The organism is Janthinobacterium goodfellowi, from assembly GCF_051380695.1.
In the GTDB taxonomy this organism is placed as follows: Bacteria; Pseudomonadota; Gammaproteobacteria; order Burkholderiales; family Burkholderiaceae_D; genus Janthinobacterium.
On the sequence record NZ_JBNYXN010000001.1, the window covers coordinates 801,616 to 814,962 of the forward strand.

14 protein-coding genes are annotated in these 13,347 nt (G+C 64.2%); 8 read left to right on the plus strand and 6 right to left on the minus strand.

Going from position 1 to position 13,347, the window contains the following annotated elements:
• From ACQ4WQ_RS03555 to ACQ4WQ_RS03575, 5 genes are all read left to right on the plus strand, one after another.
• The gene (locus tag ACQ4WQ_RS03555) at positions 1-1,314 is read left to right on the plus strand and encodes an adenylosuccinate synthase (protein WP_034752021.1); all 1,314 of its coding nucleotides are present in this window, start codon (positions 1-3) and stop codon (positions 1,312-1,314) included.
• Between the two features lie 66 nt (positions 1,315-1,380).
• A complete protein-coding gene (locus ACQ4WQ_RS03560; RefSeq protein ID WP_034752020.1) occupies positions 1,381-1,926 on the plus strand; it encodes a phosphoribosyltransferase in 546 nt (181 codons plus the stop codon).
• A 65-nt stretch (positions 1,927-1,991) separates the two neighbouring features.
• Entirely contained in the window at positions 1,992-2,501 is a 510-nt protein-coding gene (locus ACQ4WQ_RS03565; protein WP_436494715.1) for a GNAT family N-acetyltransferase, read from the plus strand.
• Positions 2,498-3,424 (plus strand): WD40 repeat domain-containing protein, encoded by a 927-nt coding sequence (locus ACQ4WQ_RS03570; protein WP_436494717.1) that lies wholly within the window; start codon positions 2,498-2,500, stop codon positions 3,422-3,424. Before ACQ4WQ_RS03565 ends, ACQ4WQ_RS03570 begins: the two co-directional genes overlap by 4 nt.
• Positions 3,421-3,726 carry an NIPSNAP family protein gene (locus tag ACQ4WQ_RS03575; protein WP_034752016.1) on the plus strand — a complete coding sequence of 102 codons (306 nt, stop codon included), beginning with the start codon at positions 3,421-3,423 and terminating at the stop codon, positions 3,724-3,726. The genes ACQ4WQ_RS03570 and ACQ4WQ_RS03575 overlap by 4 nt, the downstream gene beginning before the upstream one ends.
• A gap of 6 nt (positions 3,727-3,732) precedes the next feature.
• Here the strand turns inward: ACQ4WQ_RS03575 and ACQ4WQ_RS03580 are convergent, their stop codons facing one another.
• From ACQ4WQ_RS03580 to ACQ4WQ_RS03590, 3 genes are all read right to left on the minus strand, one after another.
• The gene (locus ACQ4WQ_RS03580) at positions 3,733-4,392 is read right to left on the minus strand and encodes a glutathione S-transferase family protein (protein ID WP_436494719.1); all 660 of its coding nucleotides are present in this window, start codon (positions 4,390-4,392) and stop codon (positions 3,733-3,735) included.
• A gap of 333 nt (positions 4,393-4,725) precedes the next feature.
• Positions 4,726-5,442, minus strand: coding sequence for a hypothetical protein (locus ACQ4WQ_RS03585; RefSeq protein WP_436494721.1), 717 nt, complete (start codon positions 5,440-5,442; stop codon positions 4,726-4,728).
• Between the two features lie 266 nt (positions 5,443-5,708).
• Positions 5,709-6,770, minus strand: a complete 1,062-nt coding sequence (locus ACQ4WQ_RS03590) for an AI-2E family transporter (RefSeq protein ID WP_326458417.1) — start codon at positions 6,768-6,770, stop codon at positions 5,709-5,711.
• Positions 6,771-6,973: 203 nt separating this feature from the next.
• Between ACQ4WQ_RS03590 and ACQ4WQ_RS03595 the strand changes: the two genes are divergently transcribed.
• The gene (locus ACQ4WQ_RS03595) at positions 6,974-7,600 is read left to right on the plus strand and encodes a flavin reductase family protein (RefSeq protein ID WP_436494723.1); all 627 of its coding nucleotides are present in this window, start codon (positions 6,974-6,976) and stop codon (positions 7,598-7,600) included.
• 27 nt (positions 7,601-7,627) lie between these two features.
• Here the strand turns inward: ACQ4WQ_RS03595 and ACQ4WQ_RS03600 are convergent, their stop codons facing one another.
• Together ACQ4WQ_RS03600 and ACQ4WQ_RS03605 are read right to left on the minus strand one after the other, a co-directional pair.
• Positions 7,628-8,962, minus strand: a complete 1,335-nt coding sequence (locus ACQ4WQ_RS03600) for an MFS transporter (protein WP_436494725.1) — start codon at positions 8,960-8,962, stop codon at positions 7,628-7,630.
• A 34-nt stretch (positions 8,963-8,996) separates the two neighbouring features.
• Positions 8,997-9,800: a substrate-binding domain-containing protein gene (locus ACQ4WQ_RS03605; protein ID WP_436494727.1), complete on the minus strand. Its 804-nt coding sequence runs from the start codon at positions 9,798-9,800 to the stop codon at positions 8,997-8,999.
• A 252-nt stretch (positions 9,801-10,052) separates the two neighbouring features.
• Here ACQ4WQ_RS03605 and ACQ4WQ_RS03610 point away from each other — a divergent pair, with 252 nt between their 5' ends.
• Positions 10,053-10,967 carry a LysR family transcriptional regulator gene (locus tag ACQ4WQ_RS03610; protein ID WP_326458421.1) on the plus strand — a complete coding sequence of 305 codons (915 nt, stop codon included), beginning with the start codon at positions 10,053-10,055 and terminating at the stop codon, positions 10,965-10,967.
• Between the two features lie 39 nt (positions 10,968-11,006).
• Here ACQ4WQ_RS03610 and ACQ4WQ_RS03615 read toward each other — a convergent pair whose 3' ends face one another.
• On the minus strand, positions 11,007-11,819 hold the full coding sequence (locus tag ACQ4WQ_RS03615) for a FadR/GntR family transcriptional regulator (RefSeq protein ID WP_436494729.1): 813 nt from the start codon (positions 11,817-11,819) through the stop codon (positions 11,007-11,009).
• Between the two features lie 189 nt (positions 11,820-12,008).
• Here ACQ4WQ_RS03615 and ACQ4WQ_RS03620 point away from each other — a divergent pair, with 189 nt between their 5' ends.
• Complete coding sequence (locus ACQ4WQ_RS03620) at positions 12,009-13,337, plus strand: MFS transporter (RefSeq protein WP_436494731.1); 1,329 nt, start codon at positions 12,009-12,011, stop codon at positions 13,335-13,337.
• Positions 13,338-13,347 lie beyond the last annotated feature (10 nt).

A 13,347-nucleotide genomic window follows, 5' to 3' on the forward strand; every position in this document is an offset into this window, starting at 1 on the left:
ATGTCAAAGAAAATTATGGCAAAGAACGTTGTTGTCATCGGCACCCAATGGGGCGATGAAGGTAAAGGCAAGATCGTCGATTGGTTGACCGATCACGCCCAGGGCGTGGTGCGCTTCCAGGGCGGCCACAATGCAGGCCACACGCTGGTCATCGGCGGCGTCAAAACCGCGCTGCAGCTGATCCCGTCGGGCATCATGCGTCCAGGCGTCGCCTGCTACATCGGTAACGGCGTGGTCGTTTCCGTGCCGGACGTGCTGCGCGAAATCGACAAGCTCGAAGCTGTCGGCGTCGAAGTTGCCTCGCGCCTGAAAGTGTCGGACGCGGCGCCCGTGATCCTGCCTTACCACACCGCGATCGACCTGGCGCGTGAAGCCAAGCGTGGCGATGCGAAGATCGGCACCACCGGCAAGGGCATCGGCCCGGCCTATGAAGACAAAGTGGCGCGCCGCGCGATCCGTATCGCCGACCTGCTCAACGAGAAGCGCTTTGCCGAAAAGCTGGCCGAAAACCTCGATTACCACAACTTCGTGCTGGAAAACTACCTGAAGGCGCCGAAAGTCGACTATCAGAAGACCCTCGACGACGCGCTGGCCTATGTGCCGCGTCTGCGTCCGATGGTCACCGACGTGTCGAGCGCGCTGTACAAGGCGCACAAGGCCGGCGCGAATCTGCTGTTCGAAGGCGCGCAGGGTTCCCTGCTCGACGTCGACCACGGCACCTATCCGTTTGTCACCTCGTCGAACTGCGTGGCCGGCAATGCCGCCGCCGGTTCGGGCGTGGGCCCGGGAATGCTGCACTACATCATGGGCATCACCAAGGCTTACACGACGCGCGTCGGTTCCGGCCCGTTCCCTTCGGAACTGCCAACGGATGCGGGCGTCGGCCACCATCTGGCGCAAGTCGGCCATGAATTCGGCACCGTGACGGGCCGTGCCCGCCGCTGCGGCTGGTTCGACGCCGCCTTGCTGCGCCGCTCCGTGCAGATCAACGGCGTGACGGGCATGTGCCTGACCAAGCTGGACGTGCTGGACGGTATCGAAACGCTGAAACTGTGCACCGGCTACACCATCGACGGCGTGGCCACGGACATCTTCCCATCGGGCGCTGAAGAAGCCGCCCGTTGCGTACCCGTGTACGAAGAAATGCCGGGCTGGACGGAAAGCACGGTCGGCGCGAAATCGCTGGCGGCCCTGCCTGCAACGGCGCGCGCTTACATCAAGCGCATCGAAGAACTGGTCGGCGTACCGGTGGACATGGTTTCGACCGGTCCGGATCGTGAAGAAACGATCGTGCTGCGCCACCCATTCGAGTAAGCTGCTGGACACAATCCGCCGCAAGGCGGATTTTTTTAATCACGCTAATAATAAGATTCCACTATCATGACTACCCCACAATCGAACGATCAACACCTCTGGGTCAACTGGGAAGAATACCACCGCCTGATCGAGCGCCTGGCGCTCAAGGTCTACGAATCGGGCTGGAAATTCGACCAGGTATTGTGCCTGGCGCGCGGCGGCGTGCGTCCTGGCGACGTGTTCTCGCGCATCTTTGATTTGCCGTTGGCCATCCTGTCGACCAGCTCCTACCGCGAAGACGCGGGCACGGTGCGCGGCGACCTCGATATCGCCAAGTACATGACCATGACCAAGGGCCCGCTGGCCGGCCGCATCCTGCTGGTCGACGACCTGGCCGATTCGGGCGTCACCCTGGACAAGGTCACGCGTCACCTGAAGGAAAACTTCCCCGACGTGACCGAAGTCAAATCGGCCGTGATCTGGCTCAAGGGCTGCTCCGTCGTGCGTCCCGACTACTTCCTCGACGAACTGCCGCACAATCCGTGGATCCATCAGCCGTTCGAAGACTACGACGGCCTGCGTCCGCACCAGCTGGCGGCGTGGATCAAGAAGGGCGAAGCAGGCAAGTAATTGCGTGCACGCTTGCAAAAAAAAGACGATCGTGTATCGTCTTTTTTTTCGTCCAAGGAAATGCGATGACCATACTGACGACGGCGCGCCTGCGCCTGGAACCGATCACCGAGCAGCACTACGAGCGCATGCGCACGCTCAACACCGATCCCGAAGTGATGACCTACCTGAACGCGGGCCAGCCCGAGACGGAAGAAAACACACGCGCGGCTGTCACGCGCATCACGGGCCGCTGGGCCGAGTGGGGCTATTCGTGGTGGGCGCTGATCCGCCTCGATGATGGCGAGATGGTGGGCATGGCCTGCCTGCAACATCTCGATGGCGACAAAAACAAGCCGCATGAAATCGGCTGGCGCCTGGCGCGTACGGGCTGGGGACAGGGCTATGCCAGCGAAGCGGCGGCCGCCATCGTCGCGCATGCGTTCGACGTCGTCGGCGCACCGGAAGTGGTGGCCGTAGCGCACCCGGACAACGCCGCCTCGATCAAGGTCATGACGCGCCTGGGCATGCAGTACGCGGGCATGGAACGCCATTACGATATCGATAGCGTCGTCTATCGCCTGGCGCGCCCATGACGGTAACGCGCAAACCCCTGAAGCTGGGCTGCAGCTACGGCGTGCGGTTTTCGCCCGATGGCACGCGCCTGGCCGTGCTGGGGCGCGACCTGGTCCTGTGGGACGTGGCGGCACGCCAGAAACTGTGGCGCGGCAAATTCATCGCGCATATGTCGGGCATGGCATTTTCGCCCGACGGCAACCGGCTGGCCATCAAGAGCACGACGGGCCAGCTGGCCGTGGTGGATGCCCAGGCGGGACAATTACTGTTCAATTTCCAGAACAAGAAGGATGGCGAAGGCTGCGGCCCCGCGTGGTCGCCGTGCGGGCAGTATCTTGCCGACGGCGGCTGGGATGGCCGCCTGCGGGTGCGCGACGCGCAGACGGGCGAGGTGCGCTTCATGCAGGAGCACCCGGGCGAGATGCTGCGCGGTGTCTACGCCATCGATGGCGGGCGGCGCTTGCTGGTCCTGCATGGCGTCAAATCGGTGGACGAGGGGCAGGAGCAGCCGCCTGACTACTGCAGCGTATGGGACTGGCCCTTGCAAGCGGGCGGCGGGCGCAAGGTGCTGTCGCTGCCAGGCCTGAGGTCGTGCGCGCCATCGCCGGACGGAGCATCCCTGGCCGCACTGCATCACGCGGGCGGCGAGGAGTTCCTGTCGGTATATGCGCTGGCCGATGGCCGCTTGCTGGCCATGGTGCCCGTGGAAGCGGGCGGCGGCACGGACAATGCCTTGCGCTGGCTGCCCGACGGCAGCGCGCTGGGACGCATCGGCAAGGGCAAGCTGCTGTTCTACGCCTGGCCCGGTCTCGGCGTGCTGGCGCAGGAAAATGTTACGTATCCGTGCGCGCTGGATTTTTTGCCTGGCTCGCCACTGGCCGCCATCGGTTCCTGGGAATCGGGCATGCTGATGGAGTTGAACATTCACAAGGAAATCGCATGATTACCTGTTATTTGCGTTACATCATCGACCCGTACAAATTGCGGGAATTCGAAGCCTACGGTAAGCTGTGGATACCGCTCGTCGAGCGCTTCGGCGGCCAGCACCACGGCTACTTTTTGCCATCGGAAGGCGCCAGCAACGTGGCCCTGGCCATGTTCTCGTTCCCCAGCCTGGCCTTGTACGAGCAGTACCGCAGCGATTCGATGCAGGACGCCGAATGCCAGGCCGCCTTCCGCTATGCCGAGGAGACGCGTTGCATCGTCAGCTACGAGCGCAGTTTTTTCCGCCCCGTGTTTGCCTGAACAGGATCAATCGCGCTGCGGCGCCCCCAGGGGGAAGAGGTGGCGGTACGGACGTGCCTCTTCCACCGCGCGGGCGAACGATGGACGGGCCAGCAGGCGCGCGCGGTAGGCGCGCAGCAGGGGCAGCGTGGCGGGAATCGGCTGCGTCCAGTCCGCATAGAACAGCGAGGGAGCGGCGGCGCAGTCGGCCAGGGTAAAGTCTTCGCCCGTCGCCCACGTCTTGCCGGCCAGGCGGGTTTCCAGCCAGGCGTAGGCGAGGTCCAGCTTGTTGGCGGCAAACGCGCGGCCTTCCTCGGCCTTTGCCGGGTCGCCCGTCAGGGCGGCGCCGACGGCATGCTGCACCGGTGTCATGACGTGCAGGTCGAAATAGCGGTCGAGAAAGCGCACGTCCAGCGCCTGCATGGCGTCGTCCGGCAGCAGGCGCAGCGGGCCGGGATGGGCCAGTTGCAGGTATTCGATGATGATGCTGGTTTCGGCGACGTTGCGCTCCCCATCCACCAGCAGCGGGAATTTGCGCAGCGGCCAGCGCTCCAGCCACTGCTGCAGGTGCTCGGGCATGTCCGGCGCCAGGCAGAGGAAGTTGAACGGCAGGGCGTTTTCGTACAGGGCGATCAGCACCTTTTGCGTGTACGAGGAAAAGGGATGGCCGTAGAGTTTGAGCGACACGGTAGGATCTCCTGTGCAAGGTTGGCAACACGCGCGTGTTGCCAACGATAGTGCAATGACAGGATCAATGCAAGCGGCACGGGCCGTTCCCGCTTGCATCTGAGGCTCGCCCGCCGCCTAGCCGAGGTGCGTCAGATGGCGCAATCCCGTGATGCTGGGGAAAAAGCAATACACGCCGCCCCGCGTGATGACGCTGCGCAGTCTGTTTCTGGAAGCGCAAGTGGCAACGACGGCACGCCAGGTTCTGGAGGATTCATTTCTGCACGATGGGACGGCGACACGATGCATGCCCTCGGGTACGAGCCGCCTTCCGTTAGACACCATCGCCCGTTGTTAAAACCGGATGGGGCAAGGCGCTGCAGTGCCTTCGCCGAAGCCGGCGTAGCCGGATCGCGCGCTGAGGTTCAGCGTCATGTTGCCCTTGTCAGGCATATAGATGCAATATTCTCCTGTCGCCGTGATGACGCGATAGATGCGTTTGGGGTCGTTCGGCGCGCTCCACAATTCGATGCGGGCCGCTTCGAACCACTTCGGCTTGACCGCCGCATGCGCTTCCGCAAATCCTTTTGCCAGACGCGTCTGCGGCGTATCGGGCGGCGCTACAAATTCCTGCGGATGCTCGGCACGCAGCTGGCGGTCGATGGCGCCGGCTGCCTGCAGCGCCTGTTGCGCCAAGGTGAGGGTGCCGGCCTTGCCTGCGGCAGGCGCCGGTTCATCCAGCAGTGCATTGTCTTGCGGCCGGTCTTGCGTCGGGGGCGCCGCCTCCTTCGGTGGCGACGCGCTTGCCGCACCAGCGGGAAGGGGGGGGAGGGCTGGCAGGCGTGCAGGCGCTCGAGCGGGCCCGGCGGGTGGAATGAACCCTCTCATAGTCGGCAGGGGTGGCATCAGTTGCAGCCAGACCCGGTCATCGTGCTCCATCCTTGTGTGCACGGGTCGTGTCGCCATCCAGAACAGCACCAGGTGCAGCACGATAATCGCGGCGATGTACGGGCCCTGGGGGCGCCGGACGAGAGAAAAATCATGCTCGTGTAGCGCAAGGTCGATGCTCATCTGTTCCACGATCCTCGTGATGAAGGTGGCACCAGTATGCAAATTTGCAACAGCGCTGTAAACAGGTTTCGGGCAGAACGCAGATTGTGCTCCCCAAGGTACTGAAAAATGCGCCTGTACGATGATTTGTTAAGCCGTCATTCCAGGCGCGCTGCTGTGAGCGTCGTGATGGCAGGAAGACGCATGGCAGACGGTATGCATTTTTATGACCCGCGCAGGGCTCCGGCCTGCCGCATGGCCCGTTCAACGCCATCGTGTGGCAGATATCAATCCTCGGCCTGGAATTCGCTGGCCGAGACGAACAGGTCCCACGAGGCGATGAACAGGGCCGCCACCACGGGGCCGATGACAAAGCCGTTCAGGCCGAACAGGGCCATGCCGCCCACAGTCGACAGCAGCACCACGTAGTCGGGCATCTTGGTGTCCTTGCCCACCAGGATGGGGCGCAGCACGTTGTCGACGAGGCCGATGACGAAGACGCCGAAAGCGGCCAGGCCCGCGCCTTGCCAGATGGCGCCCGTGGCCAGGAAGTAGGCGGCCACGGGCGCCCAGACGAGGGCGGCGCCGACGGCCGGCAGCAGCGACAGGAAAGCCATCAGCACGGCCCACAGCAGCGGCGCCGGCACGTCGAGGAACCAGAACGCCAGGCCGCCGAGGGCGCCCTGGGCGATCGCCACGAGAATGTTGCCCTTCACCGTGGCGCGGATCACCGTGGTGAAATTGGTGAACAGGCGCTGCTTGTACTTGCGGCTCAGCGGCACGGCGTTCTTGATGCGGGCCGACAGGGTCGAGCCATCGCGCATGAGGAAAAACAGCAGGTATAGCATGATGCACAGGCTGGTGAGGAATTCGAAGGTGTACAGGCCCACATTGATGGCTTTGACGGCCACCACCTGGCTTACCTGCGTGGCGCCCTCGGCCAGCTTGTCCTGCAGGCTGGCCAGGCTGGTCAGGTGGAAGCGCTCGAGCAGGTTGATCAGCCAGTGCGGCAGCACCGCCATGATTTTATCGAAGAACATGGCGACCGTGATTTCGCCCGAACGCACCATTTCCACGACGCTGGCCGCCTGGTTCACGAGCGACACGGAAATGAGCGACAGCGGCAGGATCACGATGACGATGATCAACAGCAAGGTCAGCAGCGAAGCCAGGCCGGCGCGGCCCCTGGTTTTGGCCAGCAGCCAGCGGTAGACGGGCGCGAACAGGATCGCCAGGATGACGCCCCAGAAGATGGCGCCCGCATACGGCGCCAATATCCAGCCGAAGCCGATGGTGACGATGCTCAGGAGGAGCAGGAACACTTTCTGGTGCAGCGTAAGGATAGGCATGGGCGGTAGCGCAATGATAAGGGTTGAGTTGGCCCATCATAAGCGAGGCGTGGTGCGGCGCGCCATACAATTGTCGCGCTGCGTGCGCGAGCGCACCTGGCGCGTCGGCGGGCTGGCAACGCGACGGCGGCAATTCCAGTAAGCTGTCGTTCCAGGCGTTCGATCCCGGGCGCCCTTGACTTCCTTTGACTTCAGGAATCCGCGTGCTTGACCCCATACACTTTTATGAACCTGCGCAGGGCCACGGCCTGCCGCATGACCCGTTCAACGCGATTGTCGGACCGCGTCCCATCGGCTGGATCGCCTCGCGCAGCAGCGAGGGCGTGCTCAATCTGGCGCCGTACAGCTTTTTCAATGCCTTCAATTACCATCCGCCGCTGATCGGCTTTTCCAGCATCGGCCGCAAGGATACCTTGCGCAATATCGAACAGACGGGCGAATTCGTGTGGAATTTGGCGACCCGTCCGCTGGCCGAGGCGATGAATATCAGCTGCGCACCGGCGCCGCCCGAAGTCGACGAATTCGCGCTGGCCGGCCTGACGCCTGCCGCCTCGCGCATCGTCAACGTGCCGCGCGTGGCGGAAAGCCCCGTGTCCTTCGAATGCCGGCGCACGCAGATCATCGAGCTGCAAGGCGTCAATGGCGACGGTGTCGGCAGCTGGCTGGTGCTCGGGGAAGTGGTGGGCGTGCACATCGCGCGCCATCTGTTGACCGATGGCGTGTACGACACGGCCGCCGCTGCGCCGATATTGCGCGGCGGCGGTCCGGCCGATTATTTCGAGATCGGACCCGACAGCCTGTTCCGGATGCGCCGGCCTGCCTGGCCATGACGCGATGTCCGTCCAGGCCGGACTGGTTCACGCCGGGACGGGATGGCGCTCCCTGACGATGCCGCGATAGATCAGCCACGTCGCCAGCAGGCTGATGGCGCCGGCGCCCGCCATCCAGTAGCCTGGCGCCGCCTTGTCGCCGGTGCTCTCGATCAGCAGGGTCGACACCAGCGGCGTCAGGCCGCCGAACAGCGCGGTGGCCAGGCTGTAGGCCAGCGAAAAGCCTGTGGTCCGCACGCTGGCCGGGATGATTTCCGTCAGCGCGACGATGGTGGCGCCGTTGTAGCTGCCGTACAGGAAGGACAGCCACAGCTCGACCATCAGCATGTGGTTGAAACTGGGATGGGCGACCAGCCAGGACAGGGCCGGGTAGGCGGTCAGCATCGTCAGCGCCGCGCACGCGGCCATGATGGGCCAGCGCCCGATGCGGTCCGACAGCGCCCCCATCACCGGCAGCCAGAGGAAGTTCGACAGGCCGATGCACAAGGTGACGAGCAGGCTGTCTTCGGTGCTCAGTTTGAGCACGCTCTTGCCGAAGGTCGGCGTGTAGACGGTGATCAGATAGAACGCCACCGTCGTCAGCACGATCAGCATCGCGCCGCTGACGACCAGCGGCCAGTTGAGGCTGATGGTCCCCAGCATTTGCCGGAACGTCGGATGCGACTTGCGCGTCAGATAGGCCTCGGTCTCCTGCAGCGAACGGCGGATGTAGAACACCACGGGGATGATGGAGCAGCCGATGAAGAACGGAATGCGCCAGCCCCAGTCCGCGATGAATTCCTTGCTCAAGGTTTCGTTGAGATAGTAACCGAGCGCCGCGGAAAAGATGATGGCGACTTGCTGGCTGGCCGATTGCCAGCTGACGTAATAGCCCTTGTTGCCGGGTGTCGCCATCTCGGACAGGTAGACCGACACGCCGCCCAGCTCCACGCCGGCGGAGAAACCTTGCAGCAAGCGCCCGATCAGCACGAGGAGCGGCGCCAGCAAGCCGATGGTCGCATAGCCGGGCACGAAGGCGATCAGCGCCGTGCCGGAAGCCATGATGGCCAGGGTCAGCACCAGTCCCTTGCGCCGGCCGATGCGGTCGATATAGCTGCCGAGGATGATGGCGCCCAGCGGCCGCATGAAAAATCCCGCGCCGAAGGTGGCGAAGGTCATCATCAGGGCCGCGTATTCGCTGGTGGCGGGGAAGAAGGCCTTGGCAATATACGTCGCGTAAAAGCCGAACAGGAAAAAATCGTACATTTCGATGAAGTTCCCGCTCGTCACCCGGATGACGGTGGCGATGCGCGAGGGAGGGCGTGCCTGTGCGCGCGGCGCTGTCGGCTCGGCGAGGGGTGCGGCGGTCGATGGAGTGGCCATGATTTACCTATTGATGAAAGATGAGTGACGTCGCCTAGTGCGTTGCTGTCGCTGGCGCCGATGCCGGCTGCAGCCCGGTCGCTTCGATCGCGCCGGTGTTGGCAGGGGCGGCGAGGAAGCGCAGCAGGGCGCGTCCGGCTTCCGGTTCCTTGCCGCCCGGGGCCAGCGCCGCCGAAAACTGCGTCATCCGCTGCACTTCCGGCGGCAGCAGGCCGACGATGTCGATGCCCGCGACCGGCAGCAGCTCGCTGCGCTGCTGGCAGCCGAAATCGGCCTCGCCGTGCGCGATGATTTCGCCGACGGGGGTGGCGGGAATTTTCGCGGCCTTGCCCTGCATCTGCTCCGCGATGTGCAGTGTCTGCATCAGTTGCTTCTCGATGTATTCGCCGCTGGCGCTGTCCGAATAGGCCACCTTGTGCGCCTGCAGGAAAGCGCTGCGCAAGCCCTCGGTGGTGCTGATGTCGGGCTTTGCCGCGCCGTGGCGCACGGCGCAGGCGATCGGCGAATTGGCCAGGACCACCTTGCTGCCGGGGACCAGGCGGCCTTCCTGCATCAGCTTGTCGAGCGCGTCGCCCACCATGATGACGACGTCGATCGGCTCGCCGCGCGCCAGGCGCGCCGGGATCGCATTCCTGGTGGTGCCCATCGACGGACCCCATTCGGACAGCAGATGGTCGCCGCTGGCGCGTTCGTAGGCGGGGGCCAGGTTTTTGTAGGCCTGGGCGAAACCGCCCGAGCTGACCACGCGGATGTCGGCGGCATGCGCCGCGCCGGCGGCGAGCAGCACCAGCGCCGCGAGCAGCGGGCGCGAGGTTTGCAGCAGAATATGCTGAGGCATGATGGTTCTCCTGATGTTAAGATTTTTTCATGAGGCCGGGTGTCAAGCCCGTGCCGTGGCGGTTGTTGAGGTGTGTTTCCGTGACGCCGGCAGCGTTGCGCCGCCGGCCGCCGGTAAAAGCGCGAACGTGGAATAGTGTCGCATCATGTCTCCTTTTTCAGGTCAGGCCTTCTTGGCGAGGCTCAGCATTCAGACCCCATCATCGTTGAAATGGCATAATTTGATAATTGCAATTTTTCCGAGGATTAATGCATGCAGCGCATCAATTACGAGCTTCATGATTTGCAGGCCTTCGTGGCTGTGGCGGAGCGCAACAGCTTTCGCCAGGCCGCGGCCGACCTGTTCCTGTCGCAGCCGGCGCTCAGCCGCCGCATCGAAAAACTCGAGGATGCGCTGGGGGTCAAGCTGTTTGAGCGCACCACACGGCGCGTGCAGCTGACCAACGTCGGGCAGGTGTTCCTGGTAAACGTGCGCGATGCGCTCAACGGCCTGGAAGATGCCGTGCTGGGAGTGGCCGACCTGGCCGCGCACCGCACCGGGACGGTGACGTTTGCCTGCGTGCCTTCGGCCGTGTGGCATTTCCTGCCGGACGTGCTCAAGCGCTTCAGCGCGCAGTTTCCGAAAATTCGCGTGCGCGTGCATGACGAAAGCGCGCAGGACGTGCTTAACCTCGTGCTGGCCGGCGAGGCGGATTTCGGCATCAGCTTTACGGGCGCGGAAAATCCGGAGATTCATTTCCAGCCCATCTACGTCGAGACCTACGTGCTGGCGATGCGGGCCGATCACCGGCTGGCCAAACGCAAGAAGCTGAGCTGGAAGGATACCGTCGACGAACGCTATATCTCGGTGGCCAAGTCGAGCGGCAACCGCAGCGTGCTCGACGCGGCGCTGGCCGGTGTGGAAAAGCACCCGTGGATCTCGTGCGAGATCAACCACGTGTCAGGCATCTTGGCGCTGGTGGAGTCGGGCCTGGGCGTGGCGGCGGTGCCGGGCCTGTCGATTCTGCCGGAGCGGCAAGGCACGGTGGTCGGCGTGCCGCTCGTCAATCCCGCCGTCAAGCGCACGCTGGGCTTGATCAGCCGGCATCAGCACGCGATGCCGCCCGCGTCACGCACTCTGTTCGAGATGATGAGCGCGAGCATAGGAAAGCAGGGGCGGCGGGCATGAGCGCTGCAGTGCGGCGCAGGAGAGTCGAGGGCCCGGACCTTATTTTTGCATGATGGGATCGCGCCCCAGCGTGCGCGCCAGCGCGCCGCCGTCGCCGCGCCAGAATTCGCGGTCGGCCAGGCGCACGCGCTCGGCCGCGTGCTGCATGTGTTCCATGGCCGCCTGGCGCGCCCGCTGCGGGTCGCCGTCGGCGATCGCCTGCACGATCTTTTCATGTTCGCGCCGCACCTCGATGGAAAAGTCCGTGCGCCGCGCTTCGTTCGCGCGCGTCACCTTCACGGCTGCGCGGATCGGGTCGGCGAACATGGCGACGAATTTCGGCCAATAGGGGTTGCCCGTCGCTTCGGCGATGCACAGGTGCAGGCGCACGTCTTCTTCCACGCCGTCGACGCCGGCCGCCACGGCTTCCTCGATGCGGCGCAGCGCGTGTTCGATGTCGGCCAGCTGGCCCGGCGTGCGCCGCACGGCCGCCAGCGCGGCGATTTCCGCTTCCAGTCCCTGGCGCACCTCGATCAGGTTCAGCAGCGACTGCACGGACTGCTCCGTCAGCTCGTCGCCCCGTTCGCCCGTCTTCGCGCCATCCTGCGCGCACACGAACGTGCCGCTGCCCTTGCGCGTGGCGACGATGCCGTCCGCCTGCAGCAGGGCGATGGCCTCGCGCAGCACCGTGCGGCTGACGCCAAAGTGGCTGGCCATGGCTTGCTCCGACGGCAGACGCGTGCCGCCGGCCAGGCCATCGTTGTGAATCTGCTGGCGCAGCCGTGCCGCCACCCGCGCACCCAGGGTGCCGGTGGTGAAACTGCCTGCGTCGGGCTCCGGCGGGGGAAGGGTAAAGCGGAACGTGCGGTCCATCGGGTGCATCCTTGTGCTAGCGGTTTTTATGCGGGCTTGCCTGCTTGCCATTATATGGAATATACAGCTTGACACACACAAAACACACACATAATATACATCCATACAAATTTTAGACAAGTTGCCAGCCACCTCCGGTGGACCATAAAAACCCGGCACGGTCGATCCCCCAGCGATCAGGAGACAAGCATGGATGTATCACAAGCATTGCCCGGGCAGGCGGCCGGCGCCGCCGCCAGCCAGAAAACCATCGACGACGCCGTCTATCGCAAGGTGACCTGGCGCATCATCCCTTTCCTCATGCTGTGCTACATCGTCGCTTACCTCGACCGTGTCAACGTGGGCTTCGCCAAGCTGCAAATGCTGGCCGACCTGCAGTTTTCCGAAACCGTGTACGGCCTGGGCGCCGGCGTGTTCTTCCTCGGCTACTTCCTGTTCGAAGTGCCCAGCAACGTGATGCTGCACAAGATCGGCGCGCGCGTGTGGATCGCCCGCATCATGACCACGTGGGCCATCATCTCGGGCGCCTTCATGTTCGTCACCACGCCGACCCAGTTCTACGTGATGCGCTTCCTGCTCGGCATCGCCGAGGCGGGCTTCTTCCCGGGCATCATCCTGTATTTGACCTACTGGTATCCATCCGAGCGCCGCGCGCGCATGGTGTGCACCTTCATGGCCGCCATTCCCGTGGCGGGCCTGATCGGCGGCCCCCTGTCGGGCTGGATCATGGAAACCTTCGCCGGCTGGCACGGTTATGCGGGCTGGCAGTGGATGTTCGTGCTCGAAGCGATACCCGCCGCGATGATGGGCGTGGCCGTGCTGCTCTACCTCGACAACAGCATCCGCGCCGCGAAGTGGCTGACGGAAGAAGAGAAAGTCATCCTCGAGCAGCGCATCGCCACGGAAGCGCAGGGCAAGGTATCGCACCCGTCGATCCGCGCCATGTTCGCCGACCCGCGCATCTGGGTCATGGCCCTGATTTATTTCTGCTGCGTGATGGGCCAGTATTCGCTGACCTTCTGGCTGCCCAGCCTGATCAAGGCGGCCGGCGTGACGGGCGTGCTCAATATTGGCTTGTTCACGGCGATCCCGTATTCGGTGGCCGTGGCGTCGATGATCCTGCTGGGCCGAAGCTCGGACAAATACCGCGAACGCCGCTGGCACATGGCCATCCCGCTGGTGGTCGGCGCCGCCGCCATCGTCTGCAGCGCGCTGGCCGGCGCCCACAACACGGGCTGGGCCATCTTCTTCCTGACGATCGCCGCCGGCGGCATCCTGGCCGCTTCGCCCATGTTCTGGAGCCTGCCGACGGCGTTCCTCGGTGGCGTCTCGGCCGCCGCGGGCATCGCCGCCATCAATTCGGTGGGCAACCTGGCCGGCTTCGCGGCGCCGTACATGATCGGTTCGATCAAGGACCTGACGCAATCGACCGACATCGCCATCTACCTGCTGGCCGGCATCCTGGTGATCGGCGCATTCATCATCATGCGCGTGCCGGCCAAGCTGGTGAACAAATAAGACTGGAGTA